This window comes from Bartonella sp. TT119HLJHH, assembly GCF_042193385.1.
Taxonomy (GTDB): domain Bacteria; phylum Pseudomonadota; class Alphaproteobacteria; order Rhizobiales; family Rhizobiaceae; genus Bartonella.
Map to the genome: position 1 here is coordinate 1 of NZ_JBHILS010000007.1, position 22540 is coordinate 22540.

The 22540-nt window shown below is 36.6% G+C and carries 21 protein-coding genes and 1 tRNA gene; 6 read left to right on the forward strand and 16 right to left on the reverse strand.

Annotation, left to right across the window (positions count from 1 at the left end; genetic code table 11):
• The first annotated feature begins 86 nt into the window (after positions 1-86).
• The gene (locus ACFIJL_RS05005) at positions 87-710 is read left to right on the forward strand and encodes a lambda exonuclease family protein (RefSeq protein WP_375623112.1); all 624 of its coding nucleotides are present in this window, start codon (positions 87-89) and stop codon (positions 708-710) included.
• A 72-nt stretch (positions 711-782) separates the two neighbouring features.
• Positions 783-986 carry an AlpA family transcriptional regulator gene (locus ACFIJL_RS05010; RefSeq protein ID WP_005865986.1) on the forward strand — a complete coding sequence of 68 codons (204 nt, stop codon included), beginning with the start codon at positions 783-785 and terminating at the stop codon, positions 984-986.
• Positions 987-1085: 99 nt separating this feature from the next.
• Here the strand turns inward: ACFIJL_RS05010 and ACFIJL_RS05015 are convergent.
• From ACFIJL_RS05015 to ACFIJL_RS05030, 4 genes are all read right to left on the reverse strand, one after another.
• Positions 1086-1161, reverse strand: a tRNA-Thr gene (locus ACFIJL_RS05015).
• Between the two features lie 204 nt (positions 1162-1365).
• A complete protein-coding gene (gene accC, locus ACFIJL_RS05020; protein ID WP_375623115.1) occupies positions 1366-2724 on the reverse strand; it encodes an acetyl-CoA carboxylase biotin carboxylase subunit in 1359 nt (452 codons plus the stop codon).
• Between the two features lie 14 nt (positions 2725-2738).
• A complete protein-coding gene (gene accB, locus ACFIJL_RS05025; RefSeq protein WP_375623117.1) occupies positions 2739-3236 on the reverse strand; it encodes an acetyl-CoA carboxylase biotin carboxyl carrier protein in 498 nt (165 codons plus the stop codon).
• Positions 3237-3478: 242 nt separating this feature from the next.
• Positions 3479-4345 (reverse strand): DsbA family protein, encoded by an 867-nt coding sequence (locus tag ACFIJL_RS05030; protein ID WP_375623119.1) that lies wholly within the window; start codon positions 4343-4345, stop codon positions 3479-3481.
• A 341-nt stretch (positions 4346-4686) separates the two neighbouring features.
• Between ACFIJL_RS05030 and glpD the strand changes: the two genes are divergently transcribed.
• The 3 genes from glpD (at position 4687) to cobT (ending at position 9302) form a co-directional block, all read left to right on the forward strand.
• A complete protein-coding gene (gene glpD / locus ACFIJL_RS05035; RefSeq protein ID WP_375623121.1) occupies positions 4687-6216 on the forward strand; it encodes a glycerol-3-phosphate dehydrogenase in 1530 nt (509 codons plus the stop codon).
• 712 nt (positions 6217-6928) lie between these two features.
• A complete protein-coding gene (gene dusA / locus ACFIJL_RS05040) occupies positions 6929-7909 on the forward strand; it encodes a tRNA dihydrouridine(20/20a) synthase DusA (RefSeq protein WP_375623123.1) in 981 nt (326 codons plus the stop codon).
• 385 nt (positions 7910-8294) lie between these two features.
• Positions 8295-9302: a nicotinate-nucleotide--dimethylbenzimidazole phosphoribosyltransferase gene (gene cobT / locus ACFIJL_RS05045; RefSeq protein WP_375623125.1), complete on the forward strand. Its 1008-nt coding sequence runs from the start codon at positions 8295-8297 to the stop codon at positions 9300-9302.
• Positions 9303-9330: 28 nt separating this feature from the next.
• On the opposite strand, the gene ACFIJL_RS05050 is transcribed toward cobT, so the two are convergent.
• From ACFIJL_RS05050 to topA, 8 genes are all read right to left on the reverse strand, one after another.
• Complete coding sequence (locus tag ACFIJL_RS05050) at positions 9331-9822, reverse strand: Lrp/AsnC family transcriptional regulator (protein ID WP_375623127.1); 492 nt, start codon at positions 9820-9822, stop codon at positions 9331-9333.
• A 23-nt stretch (positions 9823-9845) separates the two neighbouring features.
• Entirely contained in the window at positions 9846-10475 is a 630-nt protein-coding gene (locus ACFIJL_RS05055; protein ID WP_375623129.1) for a uracil-DNA glycosylase family protein, read from the reverse strand.
• Between the two features lie 28 nt (positions 10476-10503).
• On the reverse strand, positions 10504-11067 hold the full coding sequence (locus ACFIJL_RS05060) for a thermonuclease family protein (RefSeq protein ID WP_375623131.1): 564 nt from the start codon (positions 11065-11067) through the stop codon (positions 10504-10506).
• A 343-nt stretch (positions 11068-11410) separates the two neighbouring features.
• Positions 11411-11578: a 50S ribosomal protein L33 gene (gene rpmG, locus ACFIJL_RS05065; protein WP_004864083.1), complete on the reverse strand. Its 168-nt coding sequence runs from the start codon at positions 11576-11578 to the stop codon at positions 11411-11413.
• 104 nt (positions 11579-11682) lie between these two features.
• Positions 11683-11958, reverse strand: a complete 276-nt coding sequence (locus ACFIJL_RS05070) for a hypothetical protein (protein WP_375623134.1) — start codon at positions 11956-11958, stop codon at positions 11683-11685.
• Positions 11959-12002: 44 nt separating this feature from the next.
• Positions 12003-12818 (reverse strand): MFS transporter, encoded by an 816-nt coding sequence (locus ACFIJL_RS05075; RefSeq protein ID WP_375623136.1) that lies wholly within the window; start codon positions 12816-12818, stop codon positions 12003-12005.
• A 333-nt stretch (positions 12819-13151) separates the two neighbouring features.
• Entirely contained in the window at positions 13152-15428 is a 2277-nt protein-coding gene (gene rnr / locus ACFIJL_RS05080) for a ribonuclease R (RefSeq protein WP_375623138.1), read from the reverse strand.
• A 3-nt stretch (positions 15429-15431) separates the two neighbouring features.
• A complete protein-coding gene (gene topA / locus ACFIJL_RS05085) occupies positions 15432-18005 on the reverse strand; it encodes a type I DNA topoisomerase (protein WP_375623140.1) in 2574 nt (857 codons plus the stop codon).
• A gap of 264 nt (positions 18006-18269) precedes the next feature.
• Here topA and ACFIJL_RS05090 point away from each other — a divergent pair, with 264 nt between their 5' ends.
• Complete coding sequence (locus ACFIJL_RS05090) at positions 18270-18476, forward strand: hypothetical protein (protein ID WP_005773510.1); 207 nt, start codon at positions 18270-18272, stop codon at positions 18474-18476.
• Here ACFIJL_RS05090 and dprA read toward each other — a convergent pair.
• From dprA to ACFIJL_RS05110, 4 genes are read right to left on the reverse strand one after another with little or no spacing between them, the layout of a single operon-like run.
• A complete protein-coding gene (dprA, locus tag ACFIJL_RS05095; protein WP_375623143.1) occupies positions 18406-19638 on the reverse strand; it encodes a DNA-processing protein DprA in 1233 nt (410 codons plus the stop codon). The genes ACFIJL_RS05090 and dprA overlap by 71 nt on opposite strands.
• Complete coding sequence (gene plsY / locus ACFIJL_RS05100) at positions 19595-20227, reverse strand: glycerol-3-phosphate 1-O-acyltransferase PlsY (RefSeq protein ID WP_375623145.1); 633 nt, start codon at positions 20225-20227, stop codon at positions 19595-19597. Before plsY ends, dprA begins: the two co-directional genes overlap by 44 nt.
• 11 nt (positions 20228-20238) lie before the next feature.
• A complete protein-coding gene (locus ACFIJL_RS05105) occupies positions 20239-21540 on the reverse strand; it encodes a dihydroorotase (protein ID WP_375623147.1) in 1302 nt (433 codons plus the stop codon).
• A complete protein-coding gene (locus tag ACFIJL_RS05110) occupies positions 21537-22502 on the reverse strand; it encodes an aspartate carbamoyltransferase catalytic subunit (RefSeq protein WP_375623149.1) in 966 nt (321 codons plus the stop codon). The genes ACFIJL_RS05105 and ACFIJL_RS05110 overlap by 4 nt, the downstream gene beginning before the upstream one ends.
• Between the last annotated feature and the right edge of the window lie 38 nt (positions 22503-22540).

Consider the following 22540-nt stretch of genomic DNA (forward strand, 5'->3'; position numbering starts at 1 on the left):
AATGAATAAAGCACAACAAGAGCAATTAGATGCACCTATACAAGATATCGAATATGCGCCAACTCAACAAGAAACGGCGGTGTGAAATGGAACAAAGGACAGCAGAGTGGTTTCAAGCGCGCTTGGGTAAAGTCACTGCATCTAATGTCTACAGCGTACTCAGTAAGACAGCTAAAGGCTTGCCTACCAGCAAATATGAAGACTACAAAATCAAACTCATTACAGAGCGCCTAATAGAAGGAATAAGCCAATCTTATATAACACCAGCTATGCAATGGGGCATTGAACATGAGGATGATGCCTTGAGAGAATATGCATTCATTTATGACACAGACGTCACAAGGTGCGGGTTTATCCAACACCACACAATAAAAATGGCAGGAGCAAGTCCTGATGGATTTGTTGGTGATGACGGTTTAGTTGAAGTTAAATGTCCACAATCGACCACGCATTTGCGCTTCTTTATGGATGGCAAAATCAAACCAGAATATCACGCACAGATGCAATTCCAAATGGCTTGTACAGGACGAAAATGGTGTCATTTCATGAGCTATAATCCAAACTTTGTAGGTAGATCTACTGGTTTGAGAATGAAAATCAAACGCGTCAACCGTGACGAGGAACAAATTGAAAAGATTAATAAAGCGGTCGAAATCTTTTTAGGGGAAATAGAACAAGAAATGCAAAAGATTTTGACAAAAGCTGCTTGAACCTATGGGGGTGCTCTCTCCTCCCAGCACCCCCGCCCATTTAATTAATATAAAAAAGAGAAAGGTAATGAGATGATATTTGATGATGGAGATAGATATGTAACGACACGTGAGTGTGCACAGCTTTTTAGTGTATCCACAACAACGATTCGCAATTGGGTGCTTCAGGGGTTGTTTCCGGAGCCATATAAGCTAGGGAGAGCAGTGAGATGGAGAAAAAAAGAGATCTTAGCCTTCACTCCAAAGAAAAATAAGGAGCAAATAAGAACAAATTAGGTAAAATTATATAAACTGTAGAAGGTGGTCTAAAAGGTGGTCTGAAAATAGCTATTTAAAGAAAAAAACTATATATTTCAATATGTTTAAGAAATAAAATGGTGCCCCCAGAGAGACTCGAACTCCCGACCCCCTGATTACAAATCAGGTGCTCTACCAACTGAGCTATAAGGGCGTAACCATGTAGGAGTTAGCACAAACTAACAAAAAGGAAAACAGAAAATTATAAAATTTTGTGCATATTAAGTGAAAACTATATAACAAATAAAAAATAACCAACTTATTTCCTCTTTTACCACTTTTTACAGCAAGATTAGAACTATCCTTATGTTGATATCTTATAGAATCTTTTATAAAAAAACACCATTTTGCTCTCGAATTACGAATCTGAAGACTTTGATTGATGAGAAAGGTATTTTTCTAACCAGTGAATATTATAATTACCATCAGCAACATCTTGATTATTAATAAGATCGCGAAAAAGAGGTAGTGTAGTTTTTATTCCATCAACGACAAATTCATCTAAAGCACGCCGTAAACGCATCATACATTCTAAACGGGTACGTCCATGAACAATCAGCTTTCCAATCATGCTATCATAGTAAGGAGGAATACGGTAACCTGAATAAGCGCCTGAATCAACACGAATTCCTAAACCTCCAGGGGTATGAAAATGCGTAATGGTTCCAGGTGATGGCGTAAAATTAATAGGATCTTCTGCATTAATACGGCATTCAATGGCATGACCAGAAAAACAGACATCATCTTGTGTCAATGAAAGCTTGCAGCCTGATGCAATATGGATTTGTTCATGGACTAAATCTATACCTGTAATTGCTTCAGTTACAGGATGCTCGACTTGTAAACGCGTATTCATTTCAATAAAATAAAATTCGCCATTTTCATAGAGAAATTCAACAGTACCAGCTCCACGATATCCAAGTTGGGCACAGGCGTTTGCAACAATACTTCCAATTTTTTTCCGTTCAGTTTCATTAAGTGCAGGTGACGTAGCTTCTTCCCATATTTTTTGATGCCGTCGTTGAAGTGAACAATCGCGTTCTCCTAAATGAATAGCATTGCCCGCACCATCACCTATGACTTGAATTTCAATATGACGGGGTTTTTCTAAATATTTTTCTATGTAAACAGCGTCATCACCAAAAGCAGCTTTCGCTTCTGAACGCGTTGTTTTGAGAGCTATAGAAAATTCTTGTTCAGAATGAACGACTTTCATACCACGTCCACCACCACCGGCAGAAGCTTTTATAATAACTGGATAACCAATTTCTCGAGCAGTGCGTAAAGCATCTGATTCTTCTGTGATTGCTCCATCTGAACCTGGAACGACAGGAATACCAAGTTTTTGGGCGGTTTTCTTGGCTTCGATTTTATCGCCCATGATTCGGATATGAGTAGCTGTTGGACCGATGAATGTAATATCATGGGCTTCTAGAACATCTGTAAATTTTGCATTTTCAGAAAGAAAGCCATAACCTGGATGAACAGCATCAGCTCCTGTAATTTCACAAGCAGCAATAATTTGCTGAATACTCAAATAAGAATCGCGAGCGGGAGGAGGGCCAATACAAACACTTTCGTCAGCAAGACGAACATGCATTGCATCTGCATCAGCGGTAGAGTGAACAGCAACGGTTTTTATGCCAAGTTCTTTACATGCACGTAAAACGCGAAGAGCAATTTCTCCCCGATTAGCAATGAGGATTTTTCGAATCATGGTTGCCCCTCGCTTTATTCAACAATAATAAGTGGTTCACCAAATTCAACAGGTTGGCCATCTTTGACAAGAACAGTGGTTACCGTGCCTGAGCGTGGTGATGAAATTTGATTCATTGTTTTCATGGCTTCAATAATAAGTAATGTCTCCCCTTCAGAAACATTTTGTCCTACTTCTACAAAAGGTTGCGCGCCTGGTGAAGGTGCAAGATAAGCTGTTCCAACCATTGGAGAGGTTATAGTGTTTTTTGATTTATCTTCTTGAATAGGTTGTAGAGGAGATTCAGTTGTTGGAACTGGGGAGGATGTTACAGAAAAAGTGGGAGTAGAAACAGGAGCATAGATTGCTTGCTCAGAAGAAGTTAAGGTATTTTGGCGGGAAATACAAATACGAATCTCCCCTTGTTCAACTTCAATGTTCGTTAAATTTGTATCATTCAAAATTTCAGCAAGATCACGAATAATTTTCGTATCAATTGCGGTTTTTGCCGAATCCACTTTTTTTATTGCCATTTTATTTCTAACTCCTTGATCAATGAAGATCGTCATTATCTCATTTTATGATCGAATATTTCTAGATTAGGGATCATATCTTTTGAGGCTTTAAAGATATTTATTTCCTTTAAGTCATTATATTTTGCAATTTTGAACTCGTATCCGCTTTACGCAAAATTGCACTTATAAGCCTGTTGTCAAAAAAGAGAAAGCATAAAATTACCTCATTTACAGTATTCTGCCTAAAACTGATCAGGTATTTACTGTGTATTATCTATCGCTTGTTTTAAAATATCTTGTCTGACTGCGCCGATGAATATTTTATTACCAATGATGTAAGAAGGTGTTCCCGTAATATGAAGTGTAGAGGCAATTTGAATATTTTCTTTAAAAGCGTTTTGCAGATTAGGATCTTTTATTGCATTACGGAGTTTTTTTTCATCAGCTCCTAATGAAACAGCTATTTTTATAGCTTTAGCTTCATTTGCGCGCCCTTGATGCATTAAAAGTGTTTTGTGAAACTGAGGATATTTTTCTGGGAATTGTTTTCGAAATGCGTAGGCAACGATATGGGTAGCCATAGAATCAGATCCCAAAATTGGTAAATCTTTGATAATAACCCGTAGATCTGGGGATTCTTTTATCAAGTCTTCTATATATAAATAGGAACTTTTACAAAACTTACAATTGTAATCAAAAAACTCAACAAGTGCTTTTTTACCATTTGGATTCCCCAAAACAGCGTCATGAGGAGAATGAAAAATTTCCTTTTCTAATAAATGAATAATTGAGCTTTGACTTTCATCTTCATTCTGTCTTCCCAGCTTATCTTGAAGGATAAGCTGCATTTCAATCAAAATTTCTGGATGAGTAAGAAGATACTCTCTGACAATTTGTTGAATATGCTGAGAATCAGTATGCGGAGCCATTGTTTCTTTAAGCTTAGATAAAAAGCTAGAATCTTCTAAAAGTTGTGCTTTAAGTTTTTCTAAGCTTAAATGATTGGTTACTTTTTGCTGTGATGTTGCGTTTGATAAAGAAGGTGAAAAGGTTAAAATACTCAACATAACTGGGACTAAAATTTTTGAAATAACTGTTATTTTCGAGTTTTGAGGTTGATGAGTCATCTGTATACCTTTACATTTTCTATTGTGTCATTGAGTGAACTATATGAAAAGCGTTCTCTATGTGCAATAAAGCATTTAGCTATAGTGTGTATTCTCAAATGAGAAAAAACATTAATTTTTCTCTAAAAAGCTTTCATATGATGTACATTTGCAAAGATTATGTTGCCTAGAGGATAAAAAATCATCTCTTTAATTTGTCAAATGTTTTTTTGATGTATAAGGGTATCAAAAGCTTTTTGTGCGTGTTTATTTTAGGAAAAAGTACGTTGATAATACAACGAAGAACACTTGTATTGTTTTTTATTGTTGCTTTATTGAGGACAGTGAAACAAAATTGAATAATGAAAAGTGAAATTATGAAAACCACAATGCATTATGAGCTGTTTATCATTGGGGGAGGGATAAACGGGTGTGGATTGGCAAGAGATGCAGCTGGACGCGGTTTTAAAGTGGGATTAGCTGAAATGAAAGATCTTGCATCAGGGACTTCAAGTGCATCAACAAAACTTATTCATGGTGGTCTTCGTTATCTTGAACATTATGAGTTCAAACTTGTTCGTGAGGCACTCAAAGAACGCGAGATCATTTTACGCATAGCGCCACATATTGTACGCCCTTTGCGTTTTCTTCTTCCTTATCATAAAGAATTGCGCCCTGCTTGGATGTTGCGTTTTGGACTTTTTATTTATGATTATTTAGGGAGCTGGAATCAGAAATTGTGGCGCAGTAAAACGATTAATTTTTCAAAAAAGTTTTGCGCTACACTGAAAAAAGAATATCAGAGAGGTTTTGAATATTCTGATGCAAGAGTAGATGATGCGCGTTTAGTCATTGCCAATGCTCGTGATGCAGAAAAGTGGGGAGCGGATATAAAAGTACGGACAAAAGTTCTCTCTTTAAAAAGAGAAGACAAAAAATGGCGTGTCTTTCTTCAAGACAAATTAAACGGTAAAAAATATAATGTCACAGCTTCTTATGTCGCGAATATGACAGGTCCTTGGATTGATCGTGTTTTGTCAAGCGTATTAGATTGTAAAGAACACACACCAATACGCCTTGTTAGAGGTTCTCATATTTTGGTTCCCAAGCTTTATACGCATGATCGTGCTTATATTTTTCAAAATGGTGATGGGCGTATTATATTTGCTATTCCGTATGAAGAAGAGTTTACCTTGCTTGGAACAACAGATTGTAACTATCAGGGAGATCCAGCTGATGCTCATATTACTGATACAGAAATAAACTATATCTGCGCAGCAGCCAGTGAATATTTCATACAACCAGTATTACCTGAAACGATTGTCTGGTCTTACTCTGGAGTTCGTCCACTCTATGATGATGGAGCTTCAAAAGCACAAGAAATTACGCGCGATTATGTTTTAAGAGAAATGGGAACAGGAAGTGCACCAAAGATTCTTAATCTTTATGGTGGAAAGATTACAACTTATCGTAAGTTGGCTGAAGATGCGATGAAATTTGTTGAAAAAGCACTTGGTAAAAAGGGAGCGTCATGGACAGCTAATGCACCCCTTCCAGGGGGGGATTTTCACTATAATAAATTAGATGTAATTGAAAATAAAATTGCTTTTTTAATGCCAGATTTAGATGCCTTTACACACCGCAGACTTGCACGCTCCTACGGCACAGAAGCCTTAGTGATATTTGCAAATGGTAAGGCGGACAGAGGAAAAGATTTTGGACATGGGCTTTATGAAATAGAAGTAAAATGGTTGATGGAAAAAGAATGGGCTAAAGCATGTGAAGATGTGTTATGGCGTCGTTCAAAACTTGGACTTCTCTTTAATGAGCAAGAGGTTGATACTCTTTCTTCCTATATGCAGAGCCAAAAAGAGATTGAACAACATTTATAATCATTTAATTTTACAGATTTTATTTGCAATATTGTAGAATATTTTTCTCCAAGAGATATTGATATAAGGTACATTCACACATGTTAAAAAATAATGCTCGTCTATACCCTCATCTTAGTTGTTTGTTTGCAACAACCATACAATGGCAAAATTAGGTTGAATATTTAGGGTAAAATTTGTCTATCCTATGAAGTGAAATCTAATAAAGAACGCATTGAGAGAAAATGTTTTATAATTAGATTCATATGAATAAGAAGTTTTGTCCTTTATCTTAAGGAGGAGATAAAAATACTTTCTATCGTGTTTTTTGCACAATAAGTTGGAATATTCTAAAGAAAATTAAGCCTATCATAAAAAATTGTATAATGTTTTAATTTATCATTTATTGTCTTAAACGCTGTGCTAAATCATGTAAGGATAGAGGCGTAATGGGGATTTTAAGAAGGACTTGTAAATAAGTTTTTTATGTTACAGTGAAAATCTTCTTCTTTCATGTTCATATATCTGAACATGATTCTATAAGAAGTGCGATATTGTATTTTATTATGATTGATTGTAATAAACTTTTCTATCAATTGAAGGAAACAATTGATAGAAAGAGGCTGTTATTATACGCGTGATCGTATAAAAGAATAACACTTTCTGTAAAATAAAAGTAAGTATTTTTCTATGTATAAAGAGAGAGCTATGGGGATATGAGAGTAGTCGCCTCATGATATTTTACAATCTTCCATCGCCTGTAAAATTTGCAGTCGCACCAATGTTGGACTGGACAGACCGACATTGTAGGTTTTTTTATCGTCTTTTAACGAAAAAAGCTCTTCTTTATACGGAAATGATGGTCGCAGATGCTGTCATTCATGGTGTTCGAGATCAATTGTTGGCTTTTAGCCATAAAGAATGTCCAGTTGCATTACAATTAGGGGGAGCAGATCCGAAAAAGTTGGCAGAAGCTGCACGGATTGCTGAAGATTTTGGCTATAATGAAATAAATCTCAATGTCGGTTGCCCATCAAATCGTGTTCAAGCAGGTGTATTTGGAGCTTGTTTGATGTTACATCCAGACATTGTGGCAAATGCTGTGGAAGCGATGAAACGAGAGGTTACGATACCCGTAACTATCAAATGTCGGATTGGAGTGGACGAACAAGATGAAGAATTAGCATTAGATCTTTTGGCTAATCAGGTTTGGAATGCTGGATGCGATGCGCTCTGGATACATGCACGCAAGGCATGGCTAAAAGGATTGAGTCCAAAAGAAAACCGTAATATTCCGCCCCTTAATTATGAAAGGGTTTATAAATTGAAACGTAAATACCCTCATAAGTTCATTGGGATAAATGGTGGAATTAAATTGATTGATGAGATCAAAGAGCATTTGACTTTCTGTGATGCTGTTATGGTTGGTCGCCAAGTTTATCATGATCCAACTTTGTTAAAACATATTGATTTTGAACTTTATGGTGAGGCGCAAAATAATCTGAGTGAAAGTGATCTTATTGAGGTTATGTGTGATTATGCGGCTCGACATATTGCATCGGGAGGGCGGCTTTCTCACGTGACACGTCACATGATTGGTTTATTTCATGGGCGAGAGGGGGCACGTCGATGGCGACAAATATTATCAAATGATGCAACAAAACAAAATGCAGATATATCTATTTTGAAAGAAGCTTTTCATGCTCTCATTTAATAACAGCCTGACAATTAACCTATGTTAAAGTTGAGATTTTTTGCGCTTTGTTTTCTTTACGATGATTTTGATGACTTTAATTTTATAAGTTTTTAAAAACTTATAACTTTTGTTATAGAAAGAACATTAGGATTCATATATTACACAACACGCTTATTTTTCCTATTTAATAGGAGAATAGGTTAGGGGTGATGTGTAAAGATAATAATAAGATATTGATAATATTTTGCATGTTCGTTATTTGATGAGAAAATAGAATATAAAAATTATTGCTTTCATAATATTTAACGTTTTTAAAGCACTGTTTAAAAAAGCAATAAATTATTCATATCCTGTATATATGACGTGATTTTCATTAAACATTGTAGATTTTAAAGGTATTCTCATGACCGTTAGCCCATTTGATGATTTTCGTGCTTTGCTTACAAATTTACCTGTTGCTGATGAGTTTTCTATGATTTTGGCAAAGAAAAGGCAAAAAAACTTAACAAAAGCGCAAGGAGCATTAGGAAAACTGGGAGATATTGCTGTTTGGTATGCGGGATGGAAGGGTACAGAAAAACCTATCGTAACGCGACCTTTAGTCGCTATTTTTTCTGGAAATCATGGTATTGTAGAAGAGAATGTTACACCATTTCCACAATCTATGACACAAAGGATGGTACAAAATTTTGCATCTGGTGGTGCTGCTATCAACCAAATTTGTATAGCTTATGATCTTGGATTAAAGATATTTGATTTAGCATTGGAATATCCAACAATGAATATTACGAAAGATGCCGCAATGGATGAGCGAAGTGCGGCTGCTACAATGGCATTTGGAATGGAATCCATTGCTGGCGGAACAGATCTTTTATGTATTGGTGAAATGGGGATTGGAAACACAACAATAGCTTCAGCTTTATGTTTAGCATTGTTTGGTGGAGAAGTTGAAGAGTGGACAGGAAATGGTATGGGATCGGAGGGTGATTTTTATCAGCGTAAAATAGCAGCGGTTAAGACAGCAGTCTCTTTGCATAAGGAGCATTTTAATGATCCTTTTGAAATTATGCGTCGCTTAGGAGGCCGTGAAATTGCAGCTATGGTTGGTGCTATTTTAGCAGCAAGAATGGAAAAAATACCAGTCATTTTAGATGGTTTTGTGGCAACTGCAGCAGCAGCGATCCTTTATAAAATGCATCCAAAAGCTCTTGATCATACCCTTGTTGGACATGTTTCTTCTGAGAAAGCCCATCGTAAACTCTTAAAAAAAATCGGTAAAGAACCACTTCTAGATTTTGGAATGCGTCTTGGTGAAGGGACAGGAGCAGCTATGGCTGCTGGTATCGTCAAAGCCGCTGTTTTAACACATGCACAAATGGCAGTTTTGGAACAAGAAAGTTTGAACGCCTAAAAGATAATGAGATAGATATAAAAAAGCCTTAAGAGTTTTGCTCATTTATCTTTTCATGTAATTTGATATAATTCAACGGAAGTTCCGTTGTATATTTAATCTGTTCCATTGCGAAAGAAGATGAGACATCACGGATATCAATTTTAGAAATTAATTTTTTATAAAAAAGATCATAAGCTTCAATATTGGGAACAACAACACGCAATAAATAGTCAATATCTCCACTCATTCGGTAAAATTCAATGACTTCACGGAATTCTTGTACAATTTTTGAAAAACGCTTAAACCATTCATGACTATGGGTATTTGTGCGAATAGAAACAAAAACAGTGACATGCGCATTTACTTTTTCTGGAGAAAGAACGGCAACGCGACGCTGAATAACACCATCTTCTTCAAGTTTTTGAATTCTACGCCAGCAAGGCGTGGTCGAAAGTCCAACTTTTTTAGCAATATCAGCGACAGAAAGTGTTGCGTTTTCTTGCAAAAGATGTAAAATTTTTCGGTCAAGACGGTCCATAATTTATTCTCAATATTTTTAATTTATAAAAATTTACGCACTAAACAACGCAAATATACAATAAGCTCATCATTAAACCATGGATTTTTCTGTAACCAAGAAGTATTTCGCCATGATGGATGAGGCAAAGGCATAACATTATAGCCTCGAGGTTGAGGAATGGAAAGGATATTTCTCCAATCACCAACAGTTGCAGAAACGGTTTTATGTTTTAATTCTGTAATGTGCCACTTTTGCGCATAACGGCCAATAGCAAGAACAAGCTTTATTTGAGGCATAGCTTGAAATATCTTTTCATGCCATATTTCTCGACATTCACGTCTTGGTGGTAAATCAGCTTTATTTTTGTCATAACCTGGAAAACAAAATCCCATAGGAACAATAGCAAAGAGAGATTTATTATAAAATTCTTCTTCCGTAACACCCAGCCAATTACGCAATCTTTCACCAGAACGATCATTAAAAGGGATAGAAGTTTCATGAACACGCAATCCTGGTGCTTGTCCTGCAATTGCAATCAAAGCCGTATTGGATAAATAAACAACGGGATTTGGTTCATGAGGAAGAGGAGGAAAATAATGGGGTTGTTGGATACAAACACGACAGGAATAGATCTTTTGTTCAAGTTTGATAATTGGGCTACATTGTTTCATTGGTAAATAAAATTAAAGAGTATTTTTCTTATTCTGTGCGCGGATTCGCTTTGCGCCATTCTTTTGGTCGTTGAAAACTTGATGCCCATATTCCTTTCTTTTTCCTTCTAGCTTCTTGCTCTTCTTTGGGGTATTCATAATAACTTACAGCCCAACCATTATGTACAAGCGTTGCGTTAATATTGCCAACTTGTTTTGTTTTACATGTTGCAAGGATACGGCGATATTTATCTGTTTTATGCCAGAGACATGTAACTGTTTGATTTTTTAGTAGTTGTTCTAAATATTTTTTTGCTTCAATCCCACAAGGGTAGCGTGCCTCCTTTTTTCCACAAAATTGGTGAAGTTCAGGAGCATCAATTCCAGCCAGTCGAATCTTAATTGAAGAAATCATGATGGTATCGCCATCAATGATTAATGCATTTCCTTCCACAGAGCTTTGAGAAGAAATTTTTTCTTTTTGAGATAACGATTGAGTCTGCTTAAAATAAGTTGACATAATCATAAGAATACTAGCAGAAACAAAAATACTGAAACCGATAACTTTTAGATTAAAGCCTCTTAGATTAAAATGAGAAAAAAAATTTTTCATGAAATAAAAAACTGCTATTTTTTATTATAACGCATTTTATTTAGTATTGCTTATAATCTTTTCAAGAAATTTTTATTCATATCACGAAACACCATCTCGTTTTAACGACAAAATTTTTGTTAAATACCACGACAATCAAATACTCATGCAGGATATATGTAAGCAACTTAAACAATAAATCAACTTATCCAAATCGGGACAAAACATACAAATTTAAGGTCATATAAATTTCAAAATAAACTTTTAAAGAAATAGAAAAACGCCCCTCAGACAATAACCCCGAAGGCAATACTTCCACATTTCTCTTGGACTATAAAACTTATCAATTCAATGATAAATTCATTTATTTAATTTTTGTTTCTTTAAATTCAACGTGCTTTTTTACAACTGGATCATATTTACGCTTGCTCATTTTATCTGTCATGGTACGGCTGTTTTTCTTTGTAACATAGAAAAAACCAGTATCTGCAGTTGATAAAAGCTTGATCTTAATGGTTGCTGCTTTAGCCATAATGTAAGAACCTTATTTATACTGAAAAAATATTATCTTGCTATCAAAACCTATTTCTGAAGTCATCAGATTTTCCAGCAACAGTACGGATGTTCTCGAAAAAGTCAAGAGCTGATTAATTTTCTCATAAGTTGGACAAACACCAAAATGACATATAAACCGAAAAAAACAGCCATGGCTATTGAAAAACCGAAGGGTTTAAAGATATCCATGGATTTTCCGATAAAGGTCGGTCCGATGAGCATACCAATTCCATAACAAAAAATAAAAGCAGAATTAGCAGCTGCAAGTTCTTGCCCCTTGAGACGGGCTCCTAAATGTGCAAGAACAATTGTATAAAGGCTCGCTGATACACCACCTAGAAAAAACAAATCAAGCATCAAAACCCATGGATATTGAAGAATCCATGGTACTATAAAAGTTCCTATAAACCTAGAATAGCGCAACTCATCAGTGGGTAGCGTCGATCTTTGGCGTAGTCGCTTATAATGCTGATAGGAATTAAGAGGAAAATATTCCCAAGTGCAAGGGTTGCCATAAAATGTGCTGCTTCATTCTCATTATAACCAATGGATAAACTAAAGGGTATTATAAGAGTTAATACGCCCATTTGAATGGCCCCGTAAACAAGGACCGCCATCATTGCACTTGGAACGTGAAAAAGATAACGAAAAAATGGTATATATTGATTTTTTTGAAATTCTGGACTTAGTTTCCAAGCGGCAAGAATTGGGATAGTAGTAAGTATAATAAGGCTATATCCAACAGCAAAAGGAATAAATCCTTGTGTTCCCACTTTTGCTAGCAGCGTTAGACCTATTATAACCCCTAATCCTAAGACAATAGCATAAATAGAAAGGATCAAACCGCGTTTTTTGGGGGGAGCATAACTGTTGATCCAAAATTCTGACAGGATAAACATAACTGTCATGCTGAAATGTAATATAAACTTTAAAATAAACCAAACCCATATGGAATCAAAAAAATAGAATCCTAAAAAACTTAAAGATCCTATCGCCATCATAAGTAATATTGTTTGAGCGATGCCTAAGCATAAGGCAATTCGAGACGTAAAAATAGCTGCAATAATTATGGCTATTCCACCAACTGTTCCACTATAGCCGATCGTACTGTTGGAAAGTCCTTTTTCTGCCATAAGAAAAGAGACAAGTTGTGTTCCCATTCCCAATGCTGTTCCAACAGTGCCAATGGTTGCAATAGCTGCAATAATGGCACGCAAAGAATTATTTTGAGAGTCAAAAGCTTTTTTTCATGAGAATGACTTAAGATACTTTTGTTTATTCGAATAATAAAAAGGTGTGCTGAAATGAAAAAAGCCCAAGCTTCCTTTTGCAGATTTTCTTACCTCTTGAGTATAAAAACTCTGCAATATTTTTATACAATTACTATAGATATAAAATAAAACATATGTATTATTATATAATAAAGAAAGAAAATTATATACATAAAATAATATAAACACTACCTATTATAGGTATTTTATTATCTTAAAGGTATTATTATATTATTGTTTATATTCTGTTTAATAGTAAAACAAGAATTTTATTTTTTATTAATATTTTCTTCTTCCATAAAAAGGATGCTTTTGTTTTTTTAATTTGTTTTTATGGTAGGATGTCGGTGAAAATTTTATTGGACGAGGTTTTGTTAAGAGCTCAAAGCATAAAGCACCAGCAAAAGGTTGTACCGTTATAAGTTTTACTTCTACAACATCACTGAGCTGATAGCCTTTATGGCTACGCTGTCCTACAAGAACATGTTGTGCTTCATCAAAATGATAATAATCATTTTTAAGCGTAGAAATATGGACAAAACCATCTGTATTGAGTTTATCAAGTGAGATAAAAAGGCCTGCTTTTGTAACTCCGGAGATGCGACCTGTAAAAATACGTCCAATTTTATTTGTTAAATAGTGAGCAACAAGTCGATCAATCGTTTCTCTTTCAGCCATCATTGCACGGCGCTCGTATAAAGAAATTTGCGTAGCAATTTCTGCAAGATTTTGTTCTTGTGTATCTGTTAATTGATCATTTCCTAATTTGAGAGCTTTAATGAGTGCTCGATGAATAATAAGATCAGCATAACGACGGATTGGTGATGTAAAATGTGTATAATTCTGCAGATTTAAACCAAAATGGCCGCTATTTTTAGGATTGTATTCTGCTTGAGATTGTGAACGCAAAATAACTTGATTGACGAGTTCTTGTTGTTGAGTATGAGCAACCTTTTCTAAAATTCTATTCAGACGTGCTGATGTCAGTTCTGCACTTCGGGCGAGTGATATCCCTAAACTTTGAAGAAAATTCCGTAATATTTCTTGTTTGGCAAGAGAGGGTTTATCATGAATACGATAGATGAAAGGTTGATGATGTTCTTTTAATGTTTCAGAAGCTGCAATATTGGCTTGTATCATAAACTCTTCAATTAAACGATGTGCTTCTAGATGTTCTTCACTCACAACATCTTTTATGCATCCATTTTGATCAAGAATAATCTTTTTTTCTGTTATTTCTAATTCTAGTGGTTGGCGACGATTTCGCGCAGCTTTAAGGCATGCATAGGCTTCCCATAAGGGGTGTAAGATATTCTCAAGCAGGAGCGCACTTTTTTCATTGAGATGTTCTTTTTTTGCTAATTGCATTTCTTGATAAGAGAGTTTGGCTCTCACCCGCATCATAATACGATGAAAACTATGTTTTCGTTTATTACCGTTTGCATCAAAAACCATACGAACGGCTAAAGCCGGTCGTTCTTTTCCTTCACGCAGAGAGCACAAATCATGAGAAAGGCGTTCAGGCAACATTGGCACAACGGTATCGGGAAAATAAACAGAATTTCCACGTTTCAATGCTTCTTTATCTAAAGCGCTTCCTGTTTTGATATAGTAAGAAACATCTGCAATGGCCACAATAATAATCCAACCATCATTATTTGCTGGGTCTTTATCCTTGGTTGCATAAACTGCATCATCATGGTCTTTTGCATCTGGTGGATCAATTGTAATAAATGGTAATTGTCGCCAATCTTCACGATTATCCATATTGGCAGCTTTGATATGTTTAACTTGCTCAAGAACATTTTCAGGAAAAATATAAGGAATTCCTTTCGAAAGAAGCGCTATCATTGAGAGTGTTTTCTCACTCTTAATATGCCCTAAAACATTCTTTATTTTTGCGCTCTTTAATCCGTAACCAGTATTTTTTTTAATTTCGACTTCAACGAGATCACCAATTTGAATCTTCATTTCTGGAGACATTTCAACAATGAGCTCATTGGTTTTGCGGTCTATAGGATCAAGGCGCCATTGATTATTTTCAAATTTTTGTACAACAGCAAATGCGCTTTTGGGAGATACATCAATTTTACGAATAATTCGTCCCGTATAAGGGGGGCTTGAGCTTTCAGAATTTTTATTTCGAAAAACTTTTACAAGAATATGATCTCCAACACCAATGCTACTTCCTTTTATGTGATGAAAAGAGTGTATTTCAATATTGGGCTTTGGAGAATCTTCCCATTCAAGAGGTTGTGCAATAAAACTTCCATCTTTATCACGTCCGCTAATTTTGACTAAAGCAACAGGGGGTAATTTTCCTTTGTTTATTGCTCTTTTGCGGTGTTTAGATATAAGATTTTGATCTTTTAACTCACGTAATATATCTCTCAGCCAAACCCGAGAATCGCCTTTTAAGTTAAAGGCTTTGGCGATTTCTCGTTTACTTGAGTGGTTAGGATTCTCATTTATAAAGGAAAGGATTTCTTCCTTATTGGGAAAATTTTTTCCCTTGAATGAAGAGAGAGATTTTATGTTTTTTTCACCTTTAGCCAAAATTTATGTCTCTTTTATTTTTGCTTTTGTTTTAGAAGAAGCTCTTTTTGAAGTTGTTTTTTTACTCGATGCTTTAGCCGATATAAGTTCTAGTGCCTCTGGAAATGTTACACTAATGGGATCTTTATCTTTTGGCAATGTTGCATTAATTTTACCCCAATTGACATAGGGACCATAACGCCCGTTGCGCACGGTAATGGTTCCTCCTTCCGGATGCTCTCCTAATGTTGCCAATGCTTCAGGTGTTGTTCTGCTTTGCTTGGTTTTGTTTTCTTGTTGTTCTGCCAATACTGTAACAGCGCGATTGATACCAATATCAAAAACTTCATCTGCATGAAGAAGGCGCGCAGATTTTCCGTTATGACTAAGATAGGGACCATATCGTCCAATTGTAGCCGTGATTGTTTTTCCAGTTTCAGGATGAATGCCAATTTCACGGGGAAGAGATAGTAAAGCCAAGGCTTTATCAAAAGTTACATTTTCTGCCTGCCATTCTTTTGGTAGTCCTGCACGCTTAACTTCTTTGCTTTCACCAAGTTGAATATAGGGACCAAACCGGCCATTGCGAAGAGAGATGTCTTTTCCTGTTACAGGGTCAACACCAAGTATAACAGGTTCATCATTGCGCACAAATTCATTTTCTTTTCCAGTATCTGTACCAAGTTGGTGTGTGTATTTACATTCGGGATAATTAGAACAGCCAACAAAAGCGCCATAACGGCTGAGTTTTAATGATAATTGACCATTTTTACAAAGAGGACATGAACGCACATCACTTCCATCTTCGCGTTCAGGAAAGGCGAGAGGTGCTAATGTTACATTTAAAACATCAAGGACATTGGTTATACGGAGTTCTTGGATATTGCTAATAGATGCATTAAATCCATCCCAAAAATCTCTTAAGACGTCTTTCCAAGAAAGTTTGCCGTCAGAGATAAGATCCAGCTTTTCTTCAAGATCTGCTGTGAAACCATATTCTACATAGCGATTAAAGAAATTTTCAAGAAAGGCCGTAACAATACGTCCTTTAGCATCAGGAATAAGTTTCCGTTTATCAATGACAATATATCCACGGTCACATAATGTCGCTAATGTGGAGGCATAAGTTGAAGGACGACCAATTCCTAACTCCTCAAGCTTTTTAATTAATGAAGCTTCAGAATAACGAGAAGGGGGCTCTGTGGTATGTTGTACAGATTCAACTTTTTCTTTTGTAAGTGCTTCACCAGTATTTATTTGTGGTAAACGTGTTGTTTCATTTTCTTCATTATTTTCTTCGTCTCGTTGATCCGTGTAGACGGAAATAAAGCCATCAAAACGAACAACAGATCCTGTTGCCCGTAGATTTGCACGCTCTTCTCCTTGCTGTGCTTCAATTTCAACAGTTGTACGTTCAATTTCAGCAGAGCGCATTTGGCTGGCAATGGCACGCTTCCATATCAGCTCATAGAGCTTTGCTTGATCGCTATCGAGAAAATTACGGACTTGACTAGGATTGCGTTGAAAATCTGTTGGGCGGATCGCTTCATGTGCTTCCTGTGCATTTTTTGCCTTTGTTGAATAAAAACGTGGCTTTTCAGGAATATAGTCTTTTCCGAAAGTTTCATGAATAACTTTTCTTGCTGAATCAATAGCCTCAGGTGCTATCTGCACACCATCGGTACGCATATAAGTAATAAGCCCTGCCGTTTCACCATTAATTTCAATGCCTTCATAAAGCTTTTGGGCAATTTGCATAGTGCGAGAAGCTGAAAAACCTAGTTTTGAAGAAGCTGCTTGTTGTAGTGTAGAGGTTGTAAATGGAGGAAAAGGATTTCTTTTTGTAGGTTTTGCTTCAACACTGAGTGTATGATATTGCGCTTTCTCCAACATAAAGCGAATTTGATCTGCTTGTTCTTGAGATTGAATATCAAGCTTGCCAATCTTCCTTTGATTAAACATCGTCAATCTTGCTTGGAAACTATCATTTCGGATGGTTTTTAACTGTGTTGTAATAGACCAATAATCTTCTTTGATAAAATGTTCTATTTCTGATTCCCGGTCACAAATAATACGCAAAGCAACCGATTGAACGCGACCAGCCGAACGTGCACCAGGGAGTTTACGCCATAAAACAGGTGAAAGTGTAAAACCAACGAGATAATCGAGAGCACGACGTGCAAGATAAGCATCGACAAGGGATGTATCAATATCACGTGGATTATTCATAGCATCAAGCACAGACTTTTTGGTGATGGCATTGAAGACAACTCTTTTAATAGGTTTATCTTTTAAAACTTTTTTTTGACGGAGAACATCCAGAATATGCCATGAAATAGCTTCCCCTTCACGATCAGGGTCTGTTGCTAATATAAGGCTATCAGCTTCTTTAACGGCTTTTGCTATTTCATTTAAACGTTTAGCGGCAGCAGAATCTATATCCCATTTCATAGAAAAATCTTGATCCGGTAAAACAGAACCATCTTTTGCAGGCAAATCACGAACATGTCCAAATGATGCGACAACTTTGTATTGAGATCCAAGATATTTATTAATTGTTTTTGCTTTTGCTGGAGATTCAACGATAACGATATTCATAATTTTACCCAAATATTGAAATAAAAATTTTTTTATAAACGCCTTTTACGCGAATAGCTAATGCCAATTGCTTAAGAGCACATAAAAAAATATTAGCCATATAAAAAACATGAATATTGTACAACTTATGATTGTCATTATTAGAGTACACCCTATATAGAATTACACGATTTATTTTCCACTGTTATTACAAAAACATACGGCGAAATACTAAGATAACGTCTATTGAGAGGTAGGAGGGGAAATGCTCAAGGATAGAGGATTATGTTTATAAATCATTTAAAAGTTATCCAATATATTACAGACATGTCAAAGCAAATGAATCAGATGGCGCGTCAAGCGCATAGTCCGCTTTTAGCATTGCTTTTGGATATGGTTGCCAAAGAAGGGCAAAGCATTATTAATAGTGCTGAGGCTCTTGGGGAAGATCAAGATTCGACAATGACACACAACCACCAGAGTGTCGAATAAGCTTTCCAGCAAGCTCGAGTTCTACCAACAAAAGGTAGAGAGTTGGGAGTGAAACACCTGAGTGGATACTGAGTGTGTCTAAGTCGATTGGCGTTGTTGAAAGAGCGGAGAGAACTGCTGCACGTGCTGCATCATCATCTGCTAAAGAGAGGCTGCTGTTTTTTTCATCTGCTAAGTTAAAATTCTCCTTTTCAAGTTGTAAAGAGGATGGTTCCTCAAAAAAATTGAGTTGGGAATTGGGAATCGGTGAAATTAGTGGCGTAAGTGTTTCTATAATGTCAGAAGGATGTGTGGTGAGTAGAGCACCGTCTTTGATAAGATTGTTTGTACCAACAGATCTTGGATCAAGTGGAGAACCGGGAATGGCAAAAATTAACCGTCCCATTTCAGCTGCTTGACGTGCGGTAATTAAGGACCCTGAGCGCAGGGCGGCCTCTACAACCAAGAGACCAAGTGATAGAGCTGCAATAATACGGTTTCTTCTTGGAAAATCGATAGCACGCGGCTTCCAAGAAATGGGCATTTCGCTGATGATGGCTCCACCGTTGGCGATAATATCTTCATGCAACTTTTTATTTTCAGGAGGGTAGATATGATCAATTCCTCCAGCCATGACTGCAACAGTTCCTGTTTTTAAACTTGCTTGATGCGCAACGCTATCAATTCCACGAGCGAGCCCAGAAATTGTTACAAAGTCTGCTTCTCCAAGAAAACGTGCAAATTGAGCCGTAAGCTTTTTTCCAGCAGCTGAAGCATTTCGAGAACCTATAATTCCAATAGAAGTTTTTTGAAAAATTGAAACATTACCTTTGATAGCAATAAGCGGCGGAGGGGCTTCTGTAACCTTAAGAAAAGCTGGATAATCTGGTTCTCCCATACCGATAAATCGAGCACCTAATTTTTTAGCTTTTTGTATTTCTTTTTCTGCATCTTCTAAGCTTGCTATTTTAATAGATGCAGAACCACCACCTTTTCTACTAAGCTCTGGCAGTGCTGCCAGAGCATTTTCTGCTGTTTTATAATGATCAATGAGATTGCGAAAACTAACAGCTCCAATATTTTCACTGCGCAATAACCGTAACCAGCTTAGACGTTGATGATCAGTAAGTAGGATTCCTTTATTTATCTCCGCTTTGCGTACCAATCTTACTTTCTTCCCCAATTAATAATCTACCGATATTTGTATAATGTTTTATGAATACAAATATGCTCATCGCAATCAGCATACAACAGAAATAAGAATCGGAAAAATAAAAAACAAATATCGGCGTGATCGTAACAGCAACGAGTGCGGATAATGAAGAATAGCGTGTGAGGAGAAAAATCGCACTCCATACAATAATAAAAATAATTGCTGCGGGCCAGTAGGTCCCTAAGCAAACACCTAGATAGGTAGCAACACCTTTGCCACCTTTAAATTTAAGCCATACGGGAAAAAGATGTCCTAAGAAAGCAAAAAAACCTGCTAGAGAAACAAGGATACTATTGTCTAGCGGATCACTAAAAAACTTTATAACGAAAATAACAACAGCCCCTTTCAATATATCACAAAGAAGTGTCAGAGCAGCAACTTTTTTATTTCCTGTTCGTAAAACATTTGTCGCTCCAATATTGCCGGAACCGATAGTTCTTACATCTCCGAGTTTGGCTAATCTCGTAAAAAGAAGACCAAATGGGATTGAGCCAATGAGATAAGATATGAGGAAAATAAACCATGGAGTGGACTGAAAAAATATTTCTGCTTTATTCATTAAGAATCTCATTAAGTTTGTTGATCAAGTTTAAAAACGTTTTTCCCTTTCACAAAAGTCTGGAGCACGCGTCCTTGAAAACGTGCATTCTCAAAAGGGGTATTTTTTGAACGTGAATAGAGCTTCTCTTTCGAAACAACCCATGGTTCTTCAAGATCAACCACAATAAGGTCTGCATGAGCACCTTTTTTGAGTGTTCCTGCATTGAGTCCAAAGAGCTTTGCAGGTGCCGTTGACAAAAGTTCCGTTATCCGTAGAAGAGATAGGCTCTCATCATGATAAAGGCGTAAAGCTGCGCTCAATAAGGTCTCCATACCAATAGCGCCAACTGCCGCGTCATTAAATGGTAAATGTTTTTTGTCGATACTCTGAGGATCATGAGAAGAGACAATAACATCTATAGTCCCATCCTTTATTGCTTCAATCATTGCTATACGGTCTTCTTCTGTACGCAATGGGGGCATTAAGCGAAAAGAGGTACGATATTGTCCAATGTCATTTTCATTGAAAGATAAATGATTAATAGATACACCCGCTGAAATCTTCTCACTGCGTTTTTTACCTAAACGGAGTGCATCAACAGAGAGTGCTGTTGATATTTGAGCGGCGTGATAACGTGTTTGCGTTAATACTGCTAATCGCAGATCCCTTTCAAGTGGGATAACTTCTGCTTCGCGAGGGATGCCAGAAAGACCAAGCCAACTGGAAAGCAGTCCTTCATTCATCACACCTTGCCCTGTAAGATCTTTATCTTGCGTTTCATGTATCAATGGAACATCAAAATCACGTGCATAAGTCATTGCACGCCGCATAACAGATGAATTTTGAAGTGTTTTTTTTCCTTCACTAAAGGCAACGGCTCCTGCATCTTTGAGCAAACCAAATTCGGTTATTTCTTGTCCGTTAAAACCTTGTGTGATTGAAGCAACGGGATAAATATTGACCGATGATATTTCCTGTGCTGTATGCTTAATAAATTTAACGAGTGCTACATTATCAATAACTGGATGCGTGTTTGGCATCATAAGAAAGGAAGTAATACCACCTGCTGCGGCCGCGTAACTTTCTGATGCAATTGTTTCACAATGTTCATTCCCTAATTCTCCAACAAAAACGCGTGCATCAACAAGACCAGGGAGAATTGCTTTGTTTTGTGCGTTAATAATTTCTGCTTCTTCAGGAGCTCCCTGATTCAGAGCTTCTTTTCCAGCGGCTATAATTCGTCCATTTTTAACAATAACTGTACCAATTTCATCGATTGCGCGCGAAGGATCAATAATACGAGCATTCTGAAAAACAATTGGTTTTATCATTTTTTTTCTCCACTGATCTTTGCGCGTGAATCTAATAAAGCCTCCATGACAGCCATACGCACTGCAATTCCCATTTCTACTTGTGTCTGAATCATACTTTGTGGTCCATCTGCTATATCGGATGCAATCTCTACACCACGGTTTATTGGTCCAGGGTGCAGAATAATAGAATCATTTTTGGCATAGGCTAAATTTTCTTTATGTAAGCCAAAATAATGGAAATATTCACGCGTAGAAGGAATAAAAGAGCCTGTCATCCGTTCATGCTGTAAGCGCAACATCATGATAACGTCAGCATTTTTAAGACCCTCTTTCATCGTGTTAAAAACCTCAACACTCATATGAGCGATTTCTGCGGGTAAGAGTGTTGAGGGAGCAACAGCACGAACACGAGCACCCAAAGCATTGAGACACAGGATATTGGAACGGGCAACACGTGAGTGTAAGATATCTCCGCAAATCGCAACAGTTAATCCTTCAATACGACCTTTTGCCCTTTTAATGGTTAGAGCATCTAATAAAGCTTGGGTTGGATGTTCATGAGCACCATCACCTGCATTAATAACACAACAATCAACTTTTTGTGCTAATAAAGCCGCTGCTCCCGCACTGTTATGGCGAAAAACCAGTATATCTGGCTTCATCGCATTGAGAGTTATAGCTGTATCAAGTAATGTTTCTCCTTTTTTTACAGATGAGTTGCCAATCGCAAGACTCATCACGTGTGCACCTAGCCTTTTACCCGCTAATTCAAAAGAAGATTGTGTTCGCGTAGAGGCTTCAAAAAAGAGATTAATTTGAGTCCGTCCATGCAAAGTAGATTTTATTTTATCAATTTTGTTAGAAAGGATAACATTTGCTTCTGCACGATCAAGCAATGTATTAAGGTCTTGTACACTTAGATCTTTAATAGCTAAAAGATGTTGATGAGGGAAAAGTGGAAAAAAATTATCTTGCATCATAGCATTCTTCTTTATCTCTCTCTAAACAAGTTAAACAA

Coding starts and splice junctions, on each gene's coding strand:
- ACFIJL_RS05005 (WP_375623112.1), top strand. CDS start 87: ATGGAACAAAGGACAGCAGAGTGGTTTCAAGCGCGCTTGGGTAAAGTC.
- ACFIJL_RS05010 (WP_005865986.1), top strand. CDS start 783: ATGATATTTGATGATGGAGATAGATATGTAACGACACGTGAGTGTGCA.
- accC (WP_375623115.1), bottom strand. CDS start 2,724: ATGATTCGAAAAATCCTCATTGCTAATCGGGGAGAAATTGCTCTTCGC.
- accB (WP_375623117.1), bottom strand. CDS start 3,236: ATGGCAATAAAAAAAGTGGATTCGGCAAAAACCGCAATTGATACGAAA.
- ACFIJL_RS05030 (WP_375623119.1), bottom strand. CDS start 4,345: ATGACTCATCAACCTCAAAACTCGAAAATAACAGTTATTTCAAAAATT.
- glpD (WP_375623121.1), top strand. CDS start 4,687: ATGAAAAGTGAAATTATGAAAACCACAATGCATTATGAGCTGTTTATC.
- dusA (WP_375623123.1), top strand. CDS start 6,929: ATGATATTTTACAATCTTCCATCGCCTGTAAAATTTGCAGTCGCACCA.
- cobT (WP_375623125.1), top strand. CDS start 8,295: ATGACCGTTAGCCCATTTGATGATTTTCGTGCTTTGCTTACAAATTTA.
- ACFIJL_RS05050 (WP_375623127.1), bottom strand. CDS start 9,822: ATGGACCGTCTTGACCGAAAAATTTTACATCTTTTGCAAGAAAACGCA.
- ACFIJL_RS05055 (WP_375623129.1), bottom strand. CDS start 10,475: ATGAAACAATGTAGCCCAATTATCAAACTTGAACAAAAGATCTATTCC.
- ACFIJL_RS05060 (WP_375623131.1), bottom strand. CDS start 11,067: ATGAAAAATTTTTTTTCTCATTTTAATCTAAGAGGCTTTAATCTAAAA.
- rpmG (WP_004864083.1), bottom strand. CDS start 11,578: ATGGCTAAAGCAGCAACCATTAAGATCAAGCTTTTATCAACTGCAGAT.
- ACFIJL_RS05070 (WP_375623134.1), bottom strand. CDS start 11,958: ATGCTTGATTTGTTTTTTCTAGGTGGTGTATCAGCGAGCCTTTATACA.
- topA (WP_375623140.1), bottom strand. CDS start 18,005: ATGAATATCGTTATCGTTGAATCTCCAGCAAAAGCAAAAACAATTAAT.
- ACFIJL_RS05090 (WP_005773510.1), top strand. CDS start 18,270: ATGTTTATAAATCATTTAAAAGTTATCCAATATATTACAGACATGTCA.
- plsY (WP_375623145.1), bottom strand. CDS start 20,227: ATGAATAAAGCAGAAATATTTTTTCAGTCCACTCCATGGTTTATTTTC.
- ACFIJL_RS05105 (WP_375623147.1), bottom strand. CDS start 21,540: ATGATAAAACCAATTGTTTTTCAGAATGCTCGTATTATTGATCCTTCG.
- ACFIJL_RS05110 (WP_375623149.1), bottom strand. CDS start 22,502: ATGATGCAAGATAATTTTTTTCCACTTTTCCCTCATCAACATCTTTTA.